The organism is Agromyces sp. NPDC058126, from assembly GCF_042884595.1.
Taxonomy (GTDB): domain Bacteria; phylum Actinomycetota; class Actinomycetes; order Actinomycetales; family Microbacteriaceae; genus Agromyces.
The window spans coordinates 555735-576621 of sequence record NZ_JBHVTS010000001.1 but is presented as its reverse complement, the minus strand read 5'-3'; the positions used below and the strand labels follow the sequence as shown (position 1 = coordinate 576621).

The 20887-nt window shown below is 71.8% G+C and carries 19 protein-coding genes; 1 reads left to right on the top strand and 18 read right to left on the bottom strand.

The genetic code is table 11. From position 1 onward, the window contains the following. The first annotated feature begins 78 nt into the window (after window positions 1-78). Window positions 79-540 (top strand): GtrA family protein, encoded by a 462-nt coding sequence (locus ACFVTR_RS02650; RefSeq protein WP_387034485.1) that lies wholly within the window; start codon window positions 79-81, stop codon window positions 538-540. On the opposite strand, the gene ACFVTR_RS02645 is transcribed toward ACFVTR_RS02650, so the two are convergent. From ACFVTR_RS02645 to ACFVTR_RS02560, 18 genes are all read right to left on the bottom strand, one after another. Continuing rightward, the gene (locus tag ACFVTR_RS02645) at window positions 524-1138 is read right to left on the bottom strand and encodes a thymidine kinase (RefSeq protein WP_387034484.1); all 615 of its coding nucleotides are present in this window, start codon (window positions 1136-1138) and stop codon (window positions 524-526) included. The genes ACFVTR_RS02650 and ACFVTR_RS02645 overlap by 17 nt on opposite strands. Next, window positions 1139-1825 carry a response regulator gene (locus ACFVTR_RS02640; RefSeq protein ID WP_387034482.1) on the bottom strand — a complete coding sequence of 229 codons (687 nt, stop codon included), beginning with the start codon at window positions 1823-1825 and terminating at the stop codon, window positions 1139-1141. Further along, the gene (locus ACFVTR_RS02635) at window positions 1812-2945 is read right to left on the bottom strand and encodes a hypothetical protein (RefSeq protein ID WP_387034480.1); all 1134 of its coding nucleotides are present in this window, start codon (window positions 2943-2945) and stop codon (window positions 1812-1814) included. The genes ACFVTR_RS02640 and ACFVTR_RS02635 overlap by 14 nt, the downstream gene beginning before the upstream one ends. Then, the gene (locus ACFVTR_RS02630) at window positions 2942-4258 is read right to left on the bottom strand and encodes a sensor histidine kinase (protein WP_387034478.1); all 1317 of its coding nucleotides are present in this window, start codon (window positions 4256-4258) and stop codon (window positions 2942-2944) included. The genes ACFVTR_RS02635 and ACFVTR_RS02630 overlap by 4 nt, the downstream gene beginning before the upstream one ends. A 150-nt stretch (window positions 4259-4408) precedes the next feature. Then, window positions 4409-5545, bottom strand: a complete 1137-nt coding sequence (locus ACFVTR_RS02625) for an Rv2578c family radical SAM protein (protein WP_387034476.1) — start codon at window positions 5543-5545, stop codon at window positions 4409-4411. 100 nt (window positions 5546-5645) lie between these two features. Continuing rightward, a complete protein-coding gene (locus ACFVTR_RS02620) occupies window positions 5646-7391 on the bottom strand; it encodes an ATP-binding cassette domain-containing protein (protein ID WP_387034475.1) in 1746 nt (581 codons plus the stop codon). 353 nt (window positions 7392-7744) lie between these two features. Then, the gene (locus ACFVTR_RS02615) at window positions 7745-9223 is read right to left on the bottom strand and encodes a malate:quinone oxidoreductase (protein WP_376941220.1); all 1479 of its coding nucleotides are present in this window, start codon (window positions 9221-9223) and stop codon (window positions 7745-7747) included. A 78-nt stretch (window positions 9224-9301) separates the two neighbouring features. Then, a complete protein-coding gene (locus ACFVTR_RS02610) occupies window positions 9302-9742 on the bottom strand; it encodes a VOC family protein (protein WP_376941221.1) in 441 nt (146 codons plus the stop codon). 61 nt (window positions 9743-9803) lie between these two features. Continuing rightward, window positions 9804-10835, bottom strand: coding sequence for an N-acetylglucosamine kinase (locus ACFVTR_RS02605; protein ID WP_387034473.1), 1032 nt, complete (start codon window positions 10833-10835; stop codon window positions 9804-9806). Then, window positions 10832-12088, bottom strand: a complete 1257-nt coding sequence (locus ACFVTR_RS02600) for a 6-phospho-beta-glucosidase (RefSeq protein ID WP_387034471.1) — start codon at window positions 12086-12088, stop codon at window positions 10832-10834. The genes ACFVTR_RS02605 and ACFVTR_RS02600 overlap by 4 nt, the downstream gene beginning before the upstream one ends. Window positions 12089-12188: 100 nt before the next feature. Then, window positions 12189-13343 carry an ROK family protein gene (locus ACFVTR_RS02595; RefSeq protein ID WP_387034469.1) on the bottom strand — a complete coding sequence of 385 codons (1155 nt, stop codon included), beginning with the start codon at window positions 13341-13343 and terminating at the stop codon, window positions 12189-12191. A gap of 65 nt (window positions 13344-13408) precedes the next feature. Continuing rightward, window positions 13409-14257: an ABC transporter ATP-binding protein gene (locus ACFVTR_RS02590; protein WP_387034467.1), complete on the bottom strand. Its 849-nt coding sequence runs from the start codon at window positions 14255-14257 to the stop codon at window positions 13409-13411. Next, a complete protein-coding gene (locus ACFVTR_RS02585) occupies window positions 14254-15159 on the bottom strand; it encodes an ABC transporter ATP-binding protein (protein WP_387034466.1) in 906 nt (301 codons plus the stop codon). The genes ACFVTR_RS02590 and ACFVTR_RS02585 overlap by 4 nt, the downstream gene beginning before the upstream one ends. Beyond that, window positions 15156-16253, bottom strand: a complete 1098-nt coding sequence (locus tag ACFVTR_RS02580; RefSeq protein ID WP_157422317.1) for an ABC transporter permease — start codon at window positions 16251-16253, stop codon at window positions 15156-15158. The genes ACFVTR_RS02585 and ACFVTR_RS02580 overlap by 4 nt, the downstream gene beginning before the upstream one ends. Next, window positions 16246-17250 (bottom strand): ABC transporter permease, encoded by a 1005-nt coding sequence (locus ACFVTR_RS02575; protein WP_387034464.1) that lies wholly within the window; start codon window positions 17248-17250, stop codon window positions 16246-16248. The genes ACFVTR_RS02580 and ACFVTR_RS02575 overlap by 8 nt, the downstream gene beginning before the upstream one ends. Window positions 17251-17301: 51 nt before the next feature. Beyond that, window positions 17302-18963 (bottom strand): ABC transporter substrate-binding protein, encoded by a 1662-nt coding sequence (locus ACFVTR_RS02570; RefSeq protein ID WP_387034462.1) that lies wholly within the window; start codon window positions 18961-18963, stop codon window positions 17302-17304. A gap of 240 nt (window positions 18964-19203) precedes the next feature. Continuing rightward, entirely contained in the window at window positions 19204-19815 is a 612-nt protein-coding gene (locus ACFVTR_RS02565; RefSeq protein ID WP_387034460.1) for a bifunctional 4-hydroxy-2-oxoglutarate aldolase/2-dehydro-3-deoxy-phosphogluconate aldolase, read from the bottom strand. Between the two features lie 76 nt (window positions 19816-19891). After that, the gene (locus ACFVTR_RS02560; protein ID WP_387034458.1) at window positions 19892-20827 is read right to left on the bottom strand and encodes a sugar kinase; all 936 of its coding nucleotides are present in this window, start codon (window positions 20825-20827) and stop codon (window positions 19892-19894) included. Between the last annotated feature and the right edge of the window lie 60 nt (window positions 20828-20887).

The window sequence follows — 20887 nt, the reverse complement described above, 5'->3', positions numbered from 1 at the left end:
ATGGCTCAGTCGCACGCCGACTCCCCAACTGGTCGCCGTGCGCTCGCCGCACGGACGTTGGGTAGTAGCGTAGTGGAGATGCCGACCAGTGCCCGTTTCCTCCGTGCGGCCGGGCTCGGCGCCCGGTTCCTCACCGTCGGCGCCCTTTCCACGCTCATCGAGATCGGCGTGTTCAACGCGCTCTACCTCGGCCTCGGCTGGGATCTCGTGTGGGCGAAGATCATCGCCTCGCTCGTGGCACTCGTGAACGCGTACTTCGGCAATCGCGAGTGGACGTTCCGCGACCGGGGAGGACACAGCCGAGCCGTCGAGATCACCCTCTTCGTGATCGTGAACGCCCTCTGCACGGCGCTCGGCGCCGCGCTGGTGTGGGCGGGCGTCGCCGTCGCCTCCGCCGCGCTGGGCCGGGAGGCCGGACCGATCGCGGTGAACATCGTGAACCTCGCGAGCATCGCCGTCGTCGTGCTCGCGCGATTCCTGCTCTACCACTTCGTGGTGTTCCGCGGCGAGCGTGCTCGACCGGTCAGTGCCGCCCGTTGAGCACGCCGCCCGACTCCTGCAGGTAGCAGACGCCGCAGAGCGACTCGTACTCCACCTCGACCCCGTCGATCGCGACCTGCTCGCCGTCGAAGATGTACCGCCCGTCGACGCTGCGCCCGTTGAAGATCGCCTTGCGGCCGCAGCGGCAGATCGTCTTCAGCTCTTCGAGCGAGTGCGAGACCTCGAGGAGGCGCCGGCTGCCGGGGAACGCGACCGTCTGGAAATCGGTGCGGATGCCGTAGGCGAGCACCGGAATGCCGTCGATGAGCGCGATGCGGAGGAGGTCGTCGACCTGCTCCGACGAGAGGAACTGCGCTTCGTCGACGAGCAGGCAGCTGACGTCGCGGCCCGACTCCTCGATCACCCGGGTTCGGTGCCCCTGGAAGCGGTCGAGCACCGGAGCATCCGGTTCGATGACGAAATCGACCTCGCGCACGACACCGAGGCGCGAGACGATGCCGCGATCCCCCTTCGTGTCGACGGCGGGCTTCGCGAGGAGCACCCGGTGCCCGCGCTCTTCGTAGTTGAAGGCCGCCTGGAGCAATGCCGTCGACTTGCCGGAGTTCATCGCGCCGTAGCGGAAGTACAGTTTCGCCATCTACTCGAGGAACCCGTCCTCCGCCGCGCGACGGATGAGCTCCGCCTTGCGGCTCGCGGGCCGGCCGACCTTCGCATACTTCTCGCGCACACGGCGCAGGTAGGTCTTCGCGGTCTCGTAGCCGACGTCCATGCGCTGCCCGACCTCGAGGGTGCTGAGCCCCTGGGCGTAGTAGCGCAGAGCCTTCTCCTCGGCGGGGCTGAGATGCACGCCCGACATCGTCGCGACCGCGCCGGCCGCGCCGGGTGCTCCGACGGATCGGGCGCCGGGTCGGGATGCCTGCCGCGGCAGACGCTCGCCGCGCATCACCCGACGCGCATAGTCGACGAGCACCTCGGCGGGGAGGGTCTTCGAGACGAAGCCGGCCGCGCCCGCCGCCATGCAGCGCTCGCGCGAGTCGTCGTCGTCGAGCGCGGTCACCACGATCACCCGGGCGCCCGCGGCGCGGCACGCCCTGATGCGGGACTCGATCGACACGCCGTCGGGGAGCTGGAGGTCCATCAGGACGATGTCGACGGGGAACTCGGGGCTGCGCACGAGGTCCATCCACGAGGTCGCGGTGACGACCACGTCGAAATCGGCCGCACGGTCGCCGAACCACCGGGCGAGGCTGTCGACGATCAGACTGTGGTCGTCGAGGATCGCAAGCCGGTGCCGATGCGCCGGGCCTTCGTCAATCGATGACATAACTCAGCTCCACACGTACATTCTCTCGCGTCGAAGCCGATTCGGCACCCAAGGAAACGGCGCGCGCCACGGCGATGAACCGATCGATCTCGCGCTTGGCCGGCGGGCGACCCGCCGGAACCGCCGAGATCACGATCCGGCCGCCGTCGAGATCGTTCACGAGGGAGACCGCCACCCGTTCGGAGCGCGCCGGTTCGGCGAGCCAGCTGATGAGCGCCGTGAGTGCGGAACGCTGGTCGTCGCCGAGCAGATCGGCGGCTCCGGAGGGGTCGTCGACGACGGTCTCGATGCCCCGCGTCAGCCTGAGATTGGTCGCCAGGTCGTCGAGCCAGGTCGACTCGAGCCCCGCCCGCAGGGCACGGCGAAGCTCTTCCGCGAGCTCGCGGGCCCGATCGGCCTCGGCCACCGAGATCCGTTCGGCGGTCATGATGCCGGCGAGGAACGGCAGCACCTCACGGCCGAGCACCGAGACCCGGCTCTGCTGCACCGAGCGGGCGATGCCCGCCCGCAGCTCGGTATCGCGCTGGAGGGCCGCACGGTTCGCCTCGCGCTGCCAGCCGAGGGTCTCGGCGATGATCGCGTAGGCGTATCCGGCCGCGGCCGCGGAGAGCGCGACGACCGGCGCCGCGTTCACCGCCACCAGGGCACCGACCGGGGCATCCGCCGCGACGTAGCTCGAGGCGCCGACGACGAGGATCGACAGCACGATCGAGGCCAGCACACCCGCGAGCGCGAGCGAGACCCATGTGCAGTACGGAGCCACCGAGAGGATGAGCATCCCGATGACGACCGGCCCGAAGTCGTCGTAGAGGTAGCGGTTGGAGCCGACGGTGCTCGTGTACTCGGCGATCGCGGCGCCGACGGCGAGGGTGACGACGACCCAGAGGCGCTCGGCCGTGAACGGCGCCCGCGACGGTGCGGCCGAGATCGCGGCGACCGCTCCGGCCGCCGCGACGAGGAGGATCGCGACGATCGCCGCGAGGGGCGAGACGACCTCGCCCCGGTGGACCCAGGTGAGGGCGACCGCACTGCCGAGGGCGAGCGCGGCCCCGATTGCCACGATCGGCGCCGCAGTGATGCCGCCGATCGGGTCGGCCTCCTGCTGGGTCAGGCGCATCATGCTCCGCCCTCCGGGACGGTGAGCACGATGGTGGTGCCGATGCCCTTCGTCGACCACAGCCGGACGGTGCCGTCCTGCTGCTCGATGCGGGCGCGGATCGAGGTGCGCAGCCCGATGCGGTCGTCGGGCACCTCGCCCTCGTCGAATCCGACGCCGCTGTCCATCACCGCGATCGTGACCTCGCCGCCTCCGAGGCCGAGCGCGAGTTCGGCCTCGTCGACGCCGGCGTGGCGCGCGACGTTGATCAGGCACTGGGCGACGGCCGCGTCGAGCGCCTCCGCGCGCCCCGGCCCGAGCACGTGCAGGATCTCGGGGTCACCGGTCACGCGCACGTCGAGGCCGGCGTTCGACGCCGCGGCGAAGGACTGCACGAGCATCGTCGTGCCGTCGCCGCGCGGCTCGACCGGCTCGGGGGCGGTTCTCGATCGGGTCGCGGCCCCGCCGGCGCCCCGACGGGCGAATCGCCCTCGCCCGGTCGCCCCGTTCGGCGAGGGCTCGGGGACAGGTGCGGCGCGCCGGCTGCCGCGATCGTTCGCCGTGGCCTGCCCCGAGTGGTCGATCGCCCAGTCCCGCCCGACGATGAGCCCGAGATCCTGGCGGATCCCGGCGCGCAGCCGCTCGTCGACCGTGCCCGAGCCGGCCGCGGAGATCGCAATGAGGTGGCTCAACGCGGTGTCGTGCAGCCGTGCGGTGGCCCGGAGCTCGTAGTCGTGGCGGATGGCGAGTTCGCGGGTCTGCTGGCTCGCGCGGTGCAGCCCGGTCTCCTGCCGGGGGTCGGAACGGCGCGAGACGCCGTCGAAGATCCTGACCACGAGCAGGATGCCGAAGGCGGCGGCCGCCGCCGTGCTGGGGGCGTAGGCGCCTCCGACGAGCGCGACGCCGAGGAACGCCGCCGCCTCGCCGAGCGCGTAGCCGAGCGTGGCCCAGACGATCGCGATGAGCGAGCCGCTTCCGGCGCCCCCGACGAGCAGGAGCGCGATCCTCGGGAGCGCGAGCACCGCGTTGTTGGTCGATTCGAAGCCTCCGGGCTCCATGACGAGCATCGTGAAGGCGATCGTCGCCCCGGTGCCGACGACGAGCGCGAGGACGGTGAGGGTGACGGACGGGTGCAGGGCGACGGCGACGAGCGCGAGCAGCATCACCCCGGCGAGCGCTGCCCCCGTCCACCCGGTCGGCCGCTCGCCGACGGTCGCGACGAGGATGCTCACGACGATCGTGATCGTCAGCAAGGCGAACGCGGCGCAGTGCCCGGCGAACGCGAGCGCTCGACTCAGGCTGTCGCGCGCGAGGTGCCCCGGCAACCCCAGGCTCATCGTGAACCTCCACTCGCGAGCAGCGCCCGACCTTCGCGAGCCGATCGGACTCAGCGAATTATCTCAGTTCGGCGGGAATTCGCGCATCTTCACGCACCGCGAGCGCAGCGTTTCGCTCATGACGGGTCAGGACGGCCCGCTCATGGCGGGTCAGAACAGGGCCGCCGGGTCGGCGAGCGCGCCCAGTCCGGCGGGGAGTTCGAGCGTGGACGACGCCCTCTCGGAGCCCGCATGGGCACCAGCGCCGTTCGGCCGCCCAGCCGCCCCCGGCCGGGTCCAGCGGTCGCGGGGCTCTGCCGTCGACCGGACTCCGCCGGTCACCGGGTCTTCGATGCCGCGTTCGAGCCCGTGCGCCCGGATCAGCGGATGGATGCGCTGGGCGAGCCAGCGTCGGTAGTCCTTCGGGGCGTAGGCGTTGTTGCCGTAGTACATCGAGCGGTACTTCGGCACCAGTTCGGGATGCTCGCGTTCGAGCCACTGCATGAACCACGGCTTGACCGCCCCGCGCAGGTGGAGCGCGGCGTACAGCACGCTCGTCGCCCCGGCCGCCTTCACCTGCCGCAGCGCCTCGTCGAGGTGCGCCCGCGTGTCGGTGAGGTACGGCAGCACGGGCATGAGGAACACCGCGCAGTCGAGCCCGGCATCGCGGACCGCCGTCACGGTCGCCAGCCGCGCCTTCGTCGACGGCGTGCCCGGTTCGAGCGACTGCTGCAGTTCGTGGTCGTGGATCGCGATCGACATGGCGAGATCGACCGGCACGTGTTCGGCCGCCGCCGCGATGAGCGGCAGGTCGCGGCGCAGCAGCGTGCCCTTCGTGAGGATGCTGAACGGGGTGCCGCTCGTCGTGAGCGCGTCGATGATGCCGGGCATGAGCTCGTAGCGCCCCTCGGCCCGCTGGTACGGGTCGGTGTTCGTGCCGAGCGCGACCGGCTCGTGCCGCCACGACGGCCGGGCGAGTTCGCGCCGCAGCACCTCGGCGAGGTTCACCTTCACGATGATCTGACGGTCGAAGTCGTCGCCCGCGTCGAGATCGAGATACTCGTGCGTCGGGCGCGCGAAGCAATAGAGGCATGCGTGGCTGCAGCCCCGGTACGGGTTGATGGTCCAGCCGAACGGCATCATCGACTGGCCGGGCACTCGGTTCAGCGCCGACTTCGCGAGCACCTCGTGGAAGGTGACGCCGGCGAACTCGGGCGTCTGCACGGATCGCACGAGGTTGTTGAGCCGGGCGAGGCCGGGAAGGGCGTCGACCTGGTCGACTCCCAACTCCTGCCCGCTCCACCGCACTCGTTCATTCGAACATATATTCGAATCTCGCGCAAGCGTGCAGGGGCGAATGTCCGAAGAACGGGATGCCTCGGGGCGCACCCCGAGGCATCCCGCCTGCTCAGCCGGCGACCGCGACGGGGGCCGCCCTGCCCTGGTGCAGCTCGAGCCGCTCCCCCGACCAGCGCTGGCGCAGCCAGCGGTCGTGGCTCGCGATGACGACCGCGCCGGGGTAGCCGCCGAGCGCCTCCTCGAGCTCGGTCGCGAGCGCGAGCGAGAGGTGGTTCGTCGGCTCGTCGAGGAGGAACACGTGCGGCGGGCGCGCGAGGACGAGCGCGAGCGCGAGCCGGCGCTGCTGCCCGACCGAGAGCGCGCCGACGGGCCGCCCGAGGTCGCGCGGGGCGAGGAGGCCGAGGCCCGAGAGCGGCACCTGCTCGGCACGGCGCTCGCCGAGCACGCGCTCGTACGTCGCCCGCGGCGTCGCCGCGGGATCGGCGAAGCGGACGTCCTGCTCGAGCAGCTGCACGCGCAGTCCCCTGCGGCGCTGCACCGCTCCCCGGTCGGCGACGATCGACCCGGCGAGCACGCCGAGCAGCGTCGACTTGCCCGCCCCGTTCGCCCCCGTCACGAGCAGTCGCGAGAGCGGCTCGAGCCGGAGCCGCTCGAGCCGCAGCCGGCCCGGGACCTCGACGTCGTCGAGTTGCACGAGCAGCCCGGCGGACTCCTCGAGCGCATGCGATCCCGACGGGATCCCGGCGAACGCGAGGGGCGCAGGGGGCTTCCGCAGCTGCTCGCGTTCGAGCGTCGCGAGCCGCTGCTCGGCGTTGCGCACCCGGCGTGCGATCGAACGTTCGACGTTCTCGCCCTTGAAGTACTTGAGGAACTTGTCGTTGTCGGTCGCCGCCCGCCCGTGCGAGACGTTGCGCGCCGTCCCGCCGATCGAGGACCGGAGGCGCCGGAGCTCCTCCTGCTCGTCGTCGTACTGCCGCTGCCATCGCGCCCGCTCGTCGGCCTTCACGCCGAGGAACTCGCTGAATCCGCCGCCGAAGACCGTGCCGCCGAGGGTGCCCGATCCCCCATCGCCGGCGGACGCCGCGATCGCGCCCTGGCGCCCTGGATCGAGATCGAGCAGGCCCGTCGCCGCCCGATCGAGGAACGCACGATCGTGACTCGCGAACACGACCGGTCCCGCGAAGGCGCGCAGGCGCCCCTCGAGGAACTCGGCCGCGGCGTCGTCGAGGTGGTTCGTCGGCTCGTCCAGGAGCAGGGCGTCGGGCGCCGACAGCAGCAGCGCCGCGAGGGCGAAGCGCGAGCGCTGCCCGCCCGAGAGCTCGTCGATGCGCCGCCCGCGGCCGAGCCCGGCCACGCCGAGCCCGTCGAGCAGCTCGTCGCGACGGGCTTCGGCGGTCCACACCTCGGCGCGCTCGGCGGCGTCGAGTGCGGCCGCGTAGCGGTGCTCGGCCGATGCGGCGTCGGCGTCCGCACCGGCGCCGAGCGCCGCGGCCGCGGCGTCGAGCTCCCGTTCGATGGCGCGCACCGGGGCGAGGGCCGCCTCGAGCACGAGGTCGACGAGTTCATCGGGCGCGAACGGCAGCTCCTGCGTGAGCAGGCCGGTGCGTCGAGGGCGCGTGATCCGCCCCGAGACGTCGGCCCGTGCGAGCGGGCCGGCGGCCGAGGCATCCGGGCCGTCGTCGGCGGCGAGGAGCCGCAGCAGCGTCGACTTGCCGACGCCGTTCTCGCCGATGAGGCCGAGCCGGTCGCCCGGGGCGACGGCGAAACCGAGGTCGGCGAAGACGCGCCGGTCGGGGTAGGCGACCGAGAGTCCGTCGGCCCGGAGATGGTTGGAGAAAGAGAGGTGTACAGCCAAGGGGTCCGCCCTTCGCGAGAGCTCCCGAACGGCCGCCGGATGCCACGGCGACGACGCGGTCCGTCCGGTGCACCGGCGGTGCCGGGCGTCGCGTGCGACACCTCGGCCCGCGCGTTCGCTGCGGATGCGGCGACCGTTCGGGAGCGGAGTGGATCCCGCCGGGCATTGCCGGGCGTGGGTGCACGAGACCGCAGTCGCGATCAGCACGGGTCGATCAGGACCGTGTGCACACCCGACGTCAACGGCGCCTCAGGCGCGGGACGAGGGGGTGTGCTCACTTCATAGCGTGTACGACCGTAGCAGCGTGCCGGCGCGGGCGCAAACAGGCGCCCCCGCCGGCACGAGACGAATCGTCAGGCCGAGAGCTTGAGCACCTCGGCGGTCGCCTTCAGCGACGCCTCGGCGGCGGCCGGGTCGGCCGAGAGCTCGGTGCCGTAGCTCGGGATCATCTCGCGGAGCTTCGGCTCCCACTCCGCCATGCGGTCGGGGAAGCAGCGCGAGAGCACGTCGAGCATGATCGGCGCGGCGGTCGACGCACCGGGCGAGGCGCCGAGGAGACCGGCGATCGTGCCGTCGGCTCCGGTGATGACCTCGGTGCCGAACTGCAGGATGCCGCCCTTCTCAGGGTCCTTCTTCATGACCTGCACGCGCTGACCGGCGGTGATGAGCTCCCAGTCCTCGGTCTTGGCCGTGGGCATGAACTCGCGCAGCGCCTTCATCTTCTTCTCGCGGTTCGCCATGAGCTCGCCGACGAGGTACTTCACGAGGTCGAAGTTCTTGAGGCCGACCTGGAGCATCGGCCCGAGGTTGTGCAGGCGGATGGAGAAGGGCAGGTCGAACCAGGTGCTGGTCTTGAGGAACTTCGGCGTGAAGCCCGCGTACGGGCCGAACAGCAGCGCCGTCTCGCCGTCGACGACACGGGTGTCGAGGTGGGGCACCGACATCGGCGGGGCGCCGACGGCGGCCTTGCCGTAGACCTTGGCGTGGTGCTGTGCGACGAGCTTCGGGTTGGTCGTGCGCAGGAACTGCCCGGAGATCGGGAATCCGCCGAAGCCCTTGATCTCGGGGATGCCCGAGTGCTGCAGCAGCGCGAGCGCGCCGCCGCCTGCGCCGACGAACACGAAGCGGGCGATCACGGTCTTGGGCGTGTTGCCGACGGTGTGGCGGAGCCGGAGCTTCCACCGGCCGTCCTTCAGCCGCTTGAGCCACGTGACCTGGTGGTTCGTCTGGATGGAGGCGCCGCGCTGCTCCATGTCGTGCATGAGGTACTTCGTCAGCGCGCCGTAGTCGACATCGGTGCCGGCTTCCATCCGCGTTGCCGCGACGCGGGCGCGAGGATTGCGCTTCTTCGCGAGGAGCGGGGTCCACTCGGCGATGCGCTCGAGGTCCTCAGTGAACTCCATGTCGGGGAAGAGCGGCTCGTCCTTCAGCGCCTCGACCCGCTTCTTGAGGTACTCGATGTTCGCCGCACCGCGGACGAAGGTCATGTGCGGGGCCGAGTTGATGAAGTTGTGCGGCTCGGGCAACGCGCCCTTCGCGACGAGGTAGGCCCAGTACTGGCGGCTCACCTGGAACTGCTCGTTGATCGACACCGCCTTGGTCGAGCTCACGCTGCCGTCGGCGTTCTCGGGCATGTAGTTGAGCTCGCAGAGCGCCGCGTGGCCGGTGCCCGCGTTGTTCCAGGCGTTGGAGGACTCCTGCGCGACCTCGCCCAGGCGCTCGTAGACGCGGATCGTCCAGTCGGGCTGCAACTGGGAGATGAGGGAGCCGAGCGTCGCGCTCATGATGCCCCCGCCGATCAGAACGACGTCGACGGTTTCCTCTGAATTCACGGGTTCCAGTGTAGATGGGCTTCGAGGGTGCCCTTGACCGGCCCATTTCCTCGGATGACTCGGCGCGCCGCTGCGCGGTCAGCCGAGCTGCGGTAGGCCTCGCTCGTCGAGCGGCCAACCGGGGTTGTGCGCGAGCTCCCAGAGGTTGCCGTCGGGGTCGGCGACGTAGCCGCTGTACCCGCCCCACTCGGTCTCGGAGGCCGCCTTGGCGATCGAGCCGCCGGCGAGCACCCAGTCGCCGACGGCGTCGTCGACCTCCTCGCGCGAGGCGAGGTTGATGGCGAGCGCCACCGCCCTGAACCCCGGCGCGTTCGCGTGGAAGGTCGGCAGCGCCGCGTCCTTCGCGAGTTCGGCCGTCTCCCAGAGAGCGAGGACGCCGCCCGGCGTGGCGAAGAAGGTGATCTCCCCGGCGACGGTGGAGCGCGCTTCGCGCCAGCCGAGCCGGTGGTAGAACGCGGTGGCCGTCTCGACGTCGGCGACGCCGAGGGTCACGAGTGAGAATCGCTGCGGGATGCCCATGCGCCGAGCGTACGCCCTGACGTCGGCGCCGTCACCCTGCCGTGCCGGCCGGATCCGCCCGCTACGGCACGAGCACCGCCGCCTGGGCCGCCGCGGCCGCGACCGCTTCACGGGCGCGCTCGAGCGCGGGCGCGCCGGCGCCCGCCGCGGCGAGGGAGAGCAGCGCTGCGCCGACGATGGGCGCCGAGTCCACGACCGAGAGGCGCGCGAGCGGCGCGACCGCGGCGAGGCGTTCGCGGACGCCCCCGAGCAGGCGCTCGTCGCCCGACTGGGCGATGCCGCCGCCGAGCACGACCGGCACCGGCCGATCGAGGAGGCCGAGCCGCGTGAGGCTCGCCCGGGCGAACGCGGCGATCTCGTCGGCCTGGCGGTCGACGAGCGCGATCGCGACGGCGTCACCGCCACGTGCGGCGTCGAACACCGCCGGGGCGAGGGCGGTCAGCTCGGAGGAGTCGCGCCGCCCGAAGTGGAGCTCCTCGATGAGCTCGGGCACGGAGGCGACGCCGATCCTCCGGAGCAGCTCCCCGACCAGGATCGTATCGGGCCCGCGGCCGTCGACCGCGCGCGCGGCGTGCCAGAGCACCGCTTCGCCGAGCCCCGAGCCACCGCCCCAGTCGCCCGACAGCGGCCCGAGTGCCGGGAAGCGCACGACGGCGCCGTCGGCTCGGACGCCGATCGCGTTCACGCCGGTGCCGCAGACGACCGCGACCGCGTCGGGCGAATCGGTGCCAGCGCGGAGGAGCGCGTAGAGATCGTTCTCGACGACGGCTCCCGCGGCCCACCCGAGGCCCGCGATCGCGCCGGCGTACTGCTCGATCTCGACCGGCAGGTCGAGGCCCGAGAGGTAGAGGCCGGTGTGCGCGACGGGGTGCTCCCCCGCGACCTGCCGCACGAGGCCGTCGACCTGGGCGACGGAGGCGCCGAGCCCTTCGAAGTGCGGGCTCGACCCCGGGCCGCGCCGGTGCGCGACGAGCTCGCCGTCGAGCGTGAGCGCGACGGCGTCGGTCTTCGAGCCGCCGCCGTCGACGGCCACGACGACCGGCGGCGGCGGCGGCGGGGCATCCTCGCCGACGCCCGCCGCGCCCCCGGTCACGCCCACTCCAGGAAGCGCGCGTTCTCGGCCAGGAGCAGGTCGGTGAGCTGCTCGGCCCGGTCGTGCTGCAGCACCAGCGGGTGCGCGCGCATGGCGCGGAGCACGCGATCCCGACCGCCGTGCAGCGCCGCGTCGAGCGCGAGCCGCTCGTATCCGGCGACGCCCGAGACGAGCCCGCGGATGTCGTCGGGAAGCGGCGCGACCGGTTCCGCGACGAATCCCCCGTCGCGGAACACGGCCGGCACCTCGATGACGTGGTCGTCGGGCAGGAACGGCAGCACGCCGTCGTTGCGCAGGTTGACCACGCGGGAGCGGCTCCCGCCGTCGCGCATCGCCGCGAGGAGCTCGATCGCCGCCTCCGAGTAGAACGCGCCGCCGCGCCCCTCGAGGGCGGCGGGCTTCTCGTGCTGGGCGTCGTCGGCGTAGAGCTCGAGGAGCTCTCGCTCGATCGCGCGGACGGCCTCGGCCCTCGTGGGTTCGCGCAGCTGCTCGCGCAGCACCTCGTCGTGCGCGTAGAAGTACCGAAGGTAGTACGAGGGCACGACGCCGAGCTGGGCGATGAGGGCCGGAGCGAGGTGCACCTCCTCGGCGAGGTCGCCGAGCCGGTGCTGCAGGAGCCCCGGCAGGCGGTCCTCGCCGTCGACGACGACGCTGCGCTCCCAAGTCAGGTGGTTGAGCCCGACGTGGCCGAGGTTCACCCGGTCGTGGTCGACGTCGAACATCGCGGCGAAGCGGCGCTGGAACCCGATCGCGACGTTGCAGAGGCCGACGGCGCGGTGGCCCGCCTCGAGCAGCGCCCGAGTCACGATGCCGACCGGGTTCGTGAAGTCGACGATCCAGGCGTCGGGCTTCGCGTGGGCGCGCACGACCTCGGCGATGCGGAGCACGACCGGCACGGTGCGGAGCGCCTTGGCGAGCCCGCCCGGCCCGGTCGTCTCCTGGCCGATACAGCCGGCCTCGTGGGGCCAGGTCTCGTCGGCGTGACGGGCGTCCTGCCCGCCGACGCGCAACTGGATCAGCACCGCGTCGGCGTCGGCGACGCCGGCGACGAGGTCGGTGGTGCCGATCACGGCGGCCGGATGCCCCGCATGCTCGAGCATGCGCCGCGACATCCCCGCGACGAGCGAGAGCCGGTGCGGGTCGGTGTCGACGAGCCGGATCTCCTCGAGCGGCAGGGTGTCGCGGAGGCGGGCGAACCCGTCGATGAGTTCGGGCGTGTAGGTGGATCCTCCGCCGACGATGGCGAGCTTCATTGGTCCTCATTCCGTGCGTGGTGCGCCCCGCGCGCAGCGGCGCGGAGCGAAGATCGTGGCCTGGCGGCGGATGCCCCGGCATCCGCCGCTCGGAGGCGGGTCAGGTGGCGAGCGAGATGTCCGCCTCGAGCTGATCGCGGATCTGGTCGACGAGCTGCTGGCGCGCGCCGAGGAGCACCGGCTGCGCGCCGGCGCCGCTCGTGCGCACCGCGAGCTTGGGGTGGGCCGCAGGGTCGACGCGGCCGGCGACGAGCTCGGCGAGCCGAGCACCGCCCGCGGTGCCGGTGGGGCCGCCGAGCACGATCATCGAGGGGTCGAGGATCGCGAGCAGCGGGTCGACCGCCAGGATGACCCGGTCGGCGAGCGCCGAGAGCGCCGCGTCGTCGCCCGCGAGGCGGGGCAGGACCTCGGCGAGCGCCTGGTCGCCGTCGCCCAGCATCCGCGCGACGGCCGGGCCGCCGAGCAGATCGGTGAAGTCGTTCGCGGTCGGTGCGAACGCGGCCGCCGCGCGCGGCACCGCGAGGTAGCCGATCTCGCCGGCCCCGCCGGAGGCGCCCCGGTGGACGGTGCCGCCCAGGTCGACGCCGACGCCGAGGCCGTCGCCGATCCAGAACAGTGCGAAGCTCGACGCCTGCTGCGCCGCTCCGGCCGAGCGCTCGGCCATCGTCGCGAGGTTCACGTCGTTGTCGATAGTCACCTGGATGCCGAGCGCCCGCTCGATGCGCGCGCGGGCGCCGATCGCCGGCCAGCCGGGCAGCGTGTCGGTGAACGAGAGCTCGTCGCCCTCGACGAAGAACGCGGCCTGGACGCCGATCACGACGCGGCTCACCGTGTGCTCGTCGATGCCCGCGCTGGCGCAGGCCGCGCGGACGGCGTCGCGGACGTCGCCCTCGGGCGTGCGGTCGCCGTCGGCCGTCGCGATCTCGACGATCGGGTGGTCGTGGTCGACCGCGTCGACGACCACCGCCTGGATGGATCGGTCGAGGATCGAGATTGCGACCCCGGTGATGCGGTCGGTGCGCACGCCGTAGGTCACCGCGTTCGGCCCGCGCCCTCCCGAACGCTCGCCGACGGGATGGATGAGGCCCACCCGCTCGAGCCGTGCGAGCATCTGCGATGCCGTCGGCTTCGACAGCCCAGTCAGCTCGCCGAGGCGCGAACGCGTGAGCGGTCCGTGCTCGAGCAGGAGGCGGAACGCGGTGCGGTCGTTGCGCGCCGCGAGCCACGTCGGGGTGCCCGGGTCGATCTGGCTCATGCTGTCCGCCTCTCGCGAATCGTGTTCGTGGTCACTCTATCTGAAAACAATGTTTACTGATTGGATCACCCGCCGCTCCGCACCTCGTCGCGCAGCCGTCCGAGCCGATCGGGATCGGCGGCCGCCTCCAGCAGGGTCTTCGTGTAGTCGTGCTGCGGATCGAGGATCACCTGCTCGCTCGGCCCGCGCTCGACGATCTCGCCGCGGTACATCACGAGGATCTCGTCCGAGAAGTGCCGCGCGGTCGCGAGGTCGTGGGTGATGTAGAGCACCCCGAGGTGCTCCTGCCGCTGCAGCTCGGCGAGCAGGTTCAGCACGCCCAGGCGGATCGACACGTCGAGCATCGACACCGGCTCGTCGGCGATGATGAACCGGGCCCCGGGCGCGAGCGCCCGCGCGATCGCGACGCGCTGCCGCTGACCGCCCGAGAGCTCGTGCGGCCGGCGGTCGGCGAACGTCGAAGCCGGCGAGAGCCGCACACGCTCGAGCAGCTCCTCCGCGCGTTCGCGGACCTCCCTCGACGAGAGCCGCGGGTGGTGGATGCGCAGCGGCCGCTCGAGGTGGTGCCGGATCGGATGGAACGGGTTCAGCGAGCTGAACGGATCCTGGAAGACCATCTGCACGTCGCGTCGGTAGCGGGCGAGGCCGCTCCCCCGGGTCGCGCTCACGCGCCCGTCGAGGAGCACCTCGCCGGAGGTCGGGGTCTCGAGCTTCGCCATCATCCGTGCGATCGTCGACTTGCCCGAACCGGACTCGCCGACCAGGGCGATGGTGCGCCCGGGCTCGAGGGTGAACGAGACATCCCGCACCGCATTGAGGGTGCGCACGTTCACGCCGCTCCGCAGGCGGAAGTCCTTGACGAGGTTCCGCGCCTCGAGGGTCGTGACCTCGAGGGGCCCAGTGCGCCCGCTCATGCCGCACCGCCCATCGCCGCACCCGTCCGGATGAAGTCGCCGCGCTCGCCGCGCAGGCTCGGGAAGCTCGACAGCAGCCGCCGGGTGTACGGATGCCCGGGAGCTCGGTAGATCTGCTCGGACGCGCCCTGCTCGACGATCTCGCCGTCGAGCATGATCGCGATGCGGTCGCTGATCTCGATGAGCAGCGGCAGGTCGTGCGTGATGAAGATCACCGCGAAGCCGAGCCGCTCGCGCAGCCGCATGATCTCGCGGATGATGCCGCGCTGCACGACGACGTCGAGCGCGGTCGTCGGCTCGTCCATGATCATGACCTGCGGGTCGAGGGCGAGCGCCATCGCGATCATCACCCGCTGGCGCATGCCGCCCGACAGCTCGTGCGGGAAGCTCGAGAGCCGCGCGGGGTCGACGCCGACGAGGCTGAGGAGCTCGGCGCAGCGCGCTTCGCGCTCGGCCCGCTTCATCGCGGGGCGGTGCGTGAGGAACACGTCGGCCAGCTGCTTGCGGACGCTCATGACGGGGTTCAGCGAGTTCATCGAGCCCTGGAAGACCATCGACACCTTGTCCCAGCGGTACTTCCGCAGCGATTCGCCGTCGAGTGCGACGACGTCGATGTCGGCGCCGGATGCGTCGTGGAACACGACCTCGCCCCCGGTCATGAGCGCCGGGGCCTTGAGCAGGCGGTTGAGGCCGTACGCGAGGGTCGTCTTGCCGCATCCCGACTCCCCCGCGAGTCCCAGGATCTCGCCGCGGTGCAGGGTGATCGACGCGCCACGCACGGCCTTCACCGGCGGGTCGACCTCGTACTCGATCGAGACGTCGCGCGCGGTGAGCACCGGCTCGCCGAGGGCGACCGCGCCGTTCATGGGGTCCGTGGCGATCACGGGGTTCGTTGGGTTCATGCGAAAGCTCCGGTGTCGGCGACGCCCCGGCCGGCCTTGGCGGCCCGGCGCTGGCGCTTCGCGTTCTCAGGCGCGAGCCTGAGCTTCGGGTTCACGACCTCGTCGATCGCGAAGTTGATGAGGGCGAGCCCGGCGCCGAGGGCGGCGATGACGAGGCCGGGCGGCACGAACCACCACCAGGCGCCGGTGCCGACGGCCTGGCCGGTCTGGGCGTCGTTCAGCATCGTGCCGAGGGTGATCGAACCGGTCGGCCCGAGCCCGAGGTACGAGAGGCCGGCCTCGCCGAGCACGGCGAAGATCACGCCGAAGATGAACTGGGCGGCGAGCAGCGGCACGAGGTTCGGCAGGATCTCGACGAAGATGATGCGGCCGGGCTTCTCGCCCGCGACCCGGGCCGCGGCGACGTACTCGCGGGTGCGGAGCGAGCGCGCCTGCGCCCGCAGCACCACCGCCGACCCGGCCCAGCCGGTGATGCCGAGCACGAGCGCGACGAGGAGCGAGCTGCGGGCGAGCGGCCCGAGCCCCTCGGCGTTCTGCACGTAGGCGGCGATCACCATGACGACGGGCAGGCCCGGGATCACGAGCACGATGTTCGTGAAGAGGGTGAGCACCTCGTCGAGCACGCCGCCGAAGTAGCCGGCGAAGACGCCGAAGATCACCGCGAGGAGCAGGGCGACGATGCCCGCGACGAGCCCGATGAAGAGCGAGCCCTGCGTGCCCCAGGCCAGCTGGGAGAAGACGTCGTAGCCGAGCTTCGTCGTGCCGAGCCAGTGCTCGGCCGAGGGCGGCTGCAGCGCCTCGTTGCTCGAGTCGCGGGGCGGCTGGGCGATCATCGGCCCGAAGATGCCGAACAGGGTGATGAGCCCGACGATCACGACCCCCGCGACGAGCTTGCCCGAGCGACTCGGCAGGACGTGGCGGAACCGCCCGCCGCGCGTCGCGCGGGCCGCCGCGATCGCCGCGGTCGCGGTCGCCTCCCGGTTCGTCTCGCGCACGGCCTCGGCGGAGACCGGCGACTGGAACGGCGCGTCGTCGCCCGTCGCGTACCCGGAGTCGTCGGTCGCGCGATCGAGGGTGGGCTGGGAGTCATCCATTGTGTCGCACCCTCGGGTCGATGAAGCCGTAGATGAGGTCCATGAAGAAGTTGGCGGCGAGCACCGTGAGCGTGATCACGAGGAACACGCCCTGCATGAGCGCGTAGTCGAGGCCCTGCACCGCCTGGATCATGAGCTTGCCGATGCCCGGGTAGCTGAACACCTGCTCCATCACGATCGAGCCCGCGACGACGAAGCCGAGCGCGATGCCGAATCCGGCGAGGCTCGGGATCGCCGCGTTGCGCGACGCGTACTTCGTGCGCACGCGGCGCGGCGTCAGCCCCTTCGCCTCGGCGGTGACGACGTAGTCCTCCGACATCGTCGACACCATCATGTTGCGCATGCCGAGGAGCCAGCCGCCGACCGAGGAGAGCACGATCGTGGTCGCCGGGAGGATGGCGTGGTAGATCGCGCTGCCGATGAACGCCCAGCTGAGCTCGGGACCGGCCGGGAACTCGAAGACGTCGTACCCGCCGACGATCGGGAAGAGTCCCAGCTGCACCGAGAACACCGCGACGAGCACGAGCGCGAGCCAGAAGTACGGGATCGACTGGAAGACCGTCGTCACCGGCACGAGGTGGTCGAGCCAGGTGCCGCGCCGCCACCCCACCCACGCGCCGACGATGATGCCGAGCAGGAACGAGATGACGGTCGCGACCCCGACCAGGATGATCGTCCACGGCAGCGCCGCGGCGATGAGGTCGGCGACCGAGGCCGGGTACCGCGTCGAGGAGACCCCGAGGTCTCCCTGCAGCAGCCGGCCCCAGTACGCCACGTACTGGTCCCAGAGGGACATGTCCTTCCCGGCGCCGAGGATCGAGGTGATCGCCTCGATCGTCTCCTCGGAGAGGGGGCGCCCGCCGCTGGCCCGCCGGAGCTTGCCGAGCATGATCGCCGCGGGGTCGCCCGGGAGGAGCCGCGGGAGCAGGAAGTTGAGCGAGATCGCCGCCCAGAGGGTCACCAGGTAGAAGGCGACCCGCCGAAGGTAGAAGCTCATGCCGCTGCCGTCCTCGAGGTGGGGGAGGTTCGTTCCATGGGACCGCTCGGCCTACTCGACCGGCGTGAGGTGCGTGAGCACGACCGCGTTGGCCACTGCGAGATACGGCAGGGGCGCGGCGTACAGCTCGTCCTCGGTCGGCCACCCGCTGAACTTCTCGGTGTTGAAGAACGACTGCGAGGCGTTCAGCACCACCGGGATGTACGGGAGGTCGCGCGCGATCTCGGCCTGGATCGTCGCGTAGGCCTCCTGCTTCGCCGCGACGTCCTGCGTCGCACCCGCTGCGAGCACCGCCGCGTCGACCGTCGGGTTCGTGTAGCGCGAGTAGTTCTGCCCGACGAGCGGGGGCTCGCCGACCTTCGCGGTCGAGGTGCCGGCGAAGTACTCGTGGTAGTTCGAGTACGGGTCGGCGACGAGGCTCTGCGTGAGGCCGAAGAGCGCCATCTGGAAGTCGCCGTTCTGGATCGGCGTCCAGTACTCGGCGTCGGAGACGGTGCGGGCGTTGATGCGGATGCCCGCCTCCGCCGCCTGCTCGGAGATGAGCTTCGCCGCGTCGTTGTAGTCGGTCCAGCCGTCGGGCGAGAACAGGTCGATCTCGATCGCCGTCCCGTCCTTGCCGTAGAACCCGTCGGATCCCTTCGTGTAGCCGGCGGCCTCGAGGACGGCGCCCGCCTCCGCGGCATCCGCCTGCTGCGGGCTCGTGGCGAGCTCGGGGTCGCTCAGCCACTGCTCGTCGCGCGGCTGCAGGGTGAACGACGGCGAGGACTCGCCCGCGAGGCCGGCGAACGCCTTCTCGGCGATCGTGGCGCGGTCGATCGCGAGGTTGATCGCCTGACGCACGGCCGGGTCGGTCTGCGGACCGACGCACCCGAGCTCGGCGTTGGCGCACGTCGTGATCGTGGTCGGGTCCTGCTGCTGGTTGAGCGTCGTGATCTCGCCCGACCCGGTGACGGCGTCGGGGTTCGCGATGAACTGGCCGACCCAATCGATCTTGCCGGTGGTGAGCAGGTCCTGCGACGACTGGTTCGAGTCGAGCCCGACGTACTGCACCTGTTCGACGGCGGGAGCGCCGTCGCGGAAGAGGTCATTGGCCTCGACGGTGTACGCCGCGTCGGAGAAGCTCTTCAGCACGTACGGCCCGGAGCCGACCGGTTCGGGGTTCGTCTCGGCCATGAAGTCGTCGATCGAGGCCCAGATGTGCTCGGGGATGATGTACGTCGATCCGAGCGTGAGCGAGGCGCTCGTGAACTGGGGCTCGGTGTAGGTGAGCACGACCGTGGTGTCGTCGGTCGCCTCAGCCGACACGAACTGCTCCGACTTGTTCGAGCCGTAGCCGAAGGTGAAGGCGACGTCGGCGGCGGTGAGGTCTTCGCCGTCGCTCCACTTCAGGTCGGGCTTGATCGTCACGGTGAGCGTTCGACCGTCTTCGCTGTACTCGTAGCCGTCGCCGATGAGCCCGACGGGTGCGTCGGCCGAGAGCTGGTTGAAGAAGAACAGCGGCTCGTAGATCGCACCGAAGGTGGCGTGCACGGCGGTGTCGACCGCGAACGGGTTGAAGTTGTTGTTGATGGGGGTGGCGCTGCCGGCCCAGACCCGGAGGACCGCGGCGTCGCCGCCCGACCCGGTCGAGGGCGTGCACCCGGTCAGGCCGACTGCGAGCGCGGCGGCCCCGGCTGCGAGCGCCACCGCGATGCGGCGCTTGGATCGAATCATCGTTCCGTCATTCCTCTCGTGCTTCATTGCGTGGGAAGAGCAGTACGCCGCGTGCAGGATCGTGGGTGCGGTCGTTACTGGAAGCGACCCTAACAGAAAATGAAGTAACCGGAAACAATTCATTCAATTAGTCCGGATGCCACGGCGAGCGGCGCGGCGGCCGACGCGGCGTGCACGCGAAACGACGACGCCCGGTGCGGGGAATCCCCCGCACCGGGCGCCGTCGTGACGGCCTGGGCCTCAGCGCGCGAGCAGCGCGGAGAGCGCCGGCAGCTGGGCCGGATCCTCGAGCGCAGCACCGACGGCGACCGTGCGCACCCCGCGGGCGAGGAACTCGCCCGCGTTCGAGGCATCCATGCCGCCCGTGGCGACGAAGCGCGCCTCGGGGAACGGCCCGGCCATCGCGCCGAACCACCCGGGTCCGAGGAGCGAGGCCGGGAACGCCTTCAGCCAGGTGAGGCCGAGCGCCCTCACCCGCTGCACCTCGGTCGCCGTCGCGACACCCGGGAGCGGTGGCATGCCCGCCTCGAACGAGGCGCGCGAGACGGCCTCGTCGAACCCGGGGCTGACCGTGAACCCCGCACCCGCGGCGGCGGCTTGCTCGACGTGCCGCAGCGACACCACGGTGCCCGCGCCGACGATCCGGCCCTCGGCGCGCCCGGCCTCGGCGACGGCCGCGAGCGCCTCGACGTCGGCGTCGGACTGGATCGGCAGCTCGACCACGTCGATGCCGAGATCCCATGCCTGACGCGCCAGCGCGAGGCTGCGGTCGACGCCGAAGCCGCGGAAGATCGCCATCAGCGGGCGGCCCGCGAGAAGGGTGTCGAATGCGGCGTTGTCGATCGTGGTCATCACGGGGCCTTTCACTGGGAGCGGGGTCGGTCGGTGCGCGGTGGGGCAGTGCGCGGTCGTGTGGTGCGCGGTCGGATCAGGGGGCGCTGAGCTCGCGCGGGAAGTCGCTCGTCTCGGCGAGCACGAGCACCGCCCGGTCGTGGCCGGCCTGCAGCCGCTCGACGGAGTCACGACCGTCGAGGAGCGCGCCCAGGTAGCCCGCAGCGAACGCATCGCCCGCACCGACGGCCTCGACGACCTCGACTCGGTGCGCGGCGACGTGCTCGACGGCATCGTCGCCGTCCGCGTCGCGCGCGAACTCGGTGGCCCCGACGTCGCCGTCCTTCACCACGAGCCGCTCGGGCTCGGGCAGCAGCGCCCGCACCTCGGCGGGCGTCGCCGTGCCCCACAGCCGCTCGGCCTCGTCGAGCCCGACGAAGGCGAGGTCGGCGCGGGCGGCGAGTTCGCGGAGGCGCGTCGCGGCAGCGGCGAGCGCGTCGGACGGATCGCCCGGCCAGAGCACCGCCCGGTGGTTCACGTCGAAGCTGAGCAGCGCGCCACTCGCGCCGATGCGCTCGACGGCGGCGTCGAGCATCGCGTCGCAGGAGGCGGAGAGCGCCGCGGTGATGCCGCTGAGGTGCACGACCCGCACGCCGTCGAGCGGCAGTGCGGCGAAGAACCCGGGCGACATCCTCGAGGCGGCGGAGCCGGCCCGGAAGTACTGCACGCCGTTGCCGGGGTCCTTCACGTAGAGCCCGGTCGGCGCCTCGGCGTCGCGTTCGACGTAGCGCGTGTCGACGCCGCGGGCCGAGAGCTGCGCGACGAGGCGACGGCCGAGCGCGTCGTCGCCGACCCGGCCCGCCCAGGCGGCGGCATGGCCGAGGGCGGCGAGGTGCGACGCGACGTTCGACTCGGCGCCGCCCGCGTCGAGGTGGAAGTCGCGGGCCTCGGCGAGCGGTTCGGCGAGCGCGGGCGCCACGAGCACCATCGTCTCGCCGATGGCGATGATCTCGGGCAGCGGAGCAGCGGTCACACGGCCTATGCTGGCGGTTGTGCAACTGCTGCGCAAACGCGTTGCAGAATACGCAACACG

Excerpts from the sequence above, each read along its gene's own strand:
- ACFVTR_RS02650 (WP_387034485.1), top strand. The coding sequence starts at position 79 with ATGCCGACCAGTGCCCGTTTCCTCCGTGCGGCCGGGCTCGGCGCCCGG.
- ACFVTR_RS02565 (WP_387034460.1), bottom strand. The coding sequence starts at position 19,815 with ATGACCACGATCGACAACGCCGCATTCGACACCCTTCTCGCGGGCCGC.
- ACFVTR_RS02630 (WP_387034478.1), bottom strand. The coding sequence starts at position 4,258 with ATGAGCCTGGGGTTGCCGGGGCACCTCGCGCGCGACAGCCTGAGTCGA.
- ACFVTR_RS02640 (WP_387034482.1), bottom strand. The coding sequence starts at position 1,825 with ATGTCATCGATTGACGAAGGCCCGGCGCATCGGCACCGGCTTGCGATC.
- ACFVTR_RS02595 (WP_387034469.1), bottom strand. The coding sequence starts at position 13,343 with ATGAGCCAGATCGACCCGGGCACCCCGACGTGGCTCGCGGCGCGCAAC.
- ACFVTR_RS02610 (WP_376941221.1), bottom strand. The coding sequence starts at position 9,742 with ATGGGCATCCCGCAGCGATTCTCACTCGTGACCCTCGGCGTCGCCGAC.
- ACFVTR_RS02585 (WP_387034466.1), bottom strand. The coding sequence starts at position 15,159 with ATGAACCCAACGAACCCCGTGATCGCCACGGACCCCATGAACGGCGCG.
- ACFVTR_RS02600 (WP_387034471.1), bottom strand. The coding sequence starts at position 12,088 with ATGAAGCTCGCCATCGTCGGCGGAGGATCCACCTACACGCCCGAACTC.
- ACFVTR_RS02580 (WP_157422317.1), bottom strand. The coding sequence starts at position 16,253 with ATGGATGACTCCCAGCCCACCCTCGATCGCGCGACCGACGACTCCGGG.
- ACFVTR_RS02590 (WP_387034467.1), bottom strand. The coding sequence starts at position 14,257 with ATGAGCGGGCGCACTGGGCCCCTCGAGGTCACGACCCTCGAGGCGCGG.
- ACFVTR_RS02570 (WP_387034462.1), bottom strand. The coding sequence starts at position 18,963 with ATGATTCGATCCAAGCGCCGCATCGCGGTGGCGCTCGCAGCCGGGGCC.
- ACFVTR_RS02645 (WP_387034484.1), bottom strand. The coding sequence starts at position 1,138 with ATGGCGAAACTGTACTTCCGCTACGGCGCGATGAACTCCGGCAAGTCG.
- ACFVTR_RS02635 (WP_387034480.1), bottom strand. The coding sequence starts at position 2,945 with ATGATGCGCCTGACCCAGCAGGAGGCCGACCCGATCGGCGGCATCACT.
- ACFVTR_RS02575 (WP_387034464.1), bottom strand. The coding sequence starts at position 17,250 with ATGAGCTTCTACCTTCGGCGGGTCGCCTTCTACCTGGTGACCCTCTGG.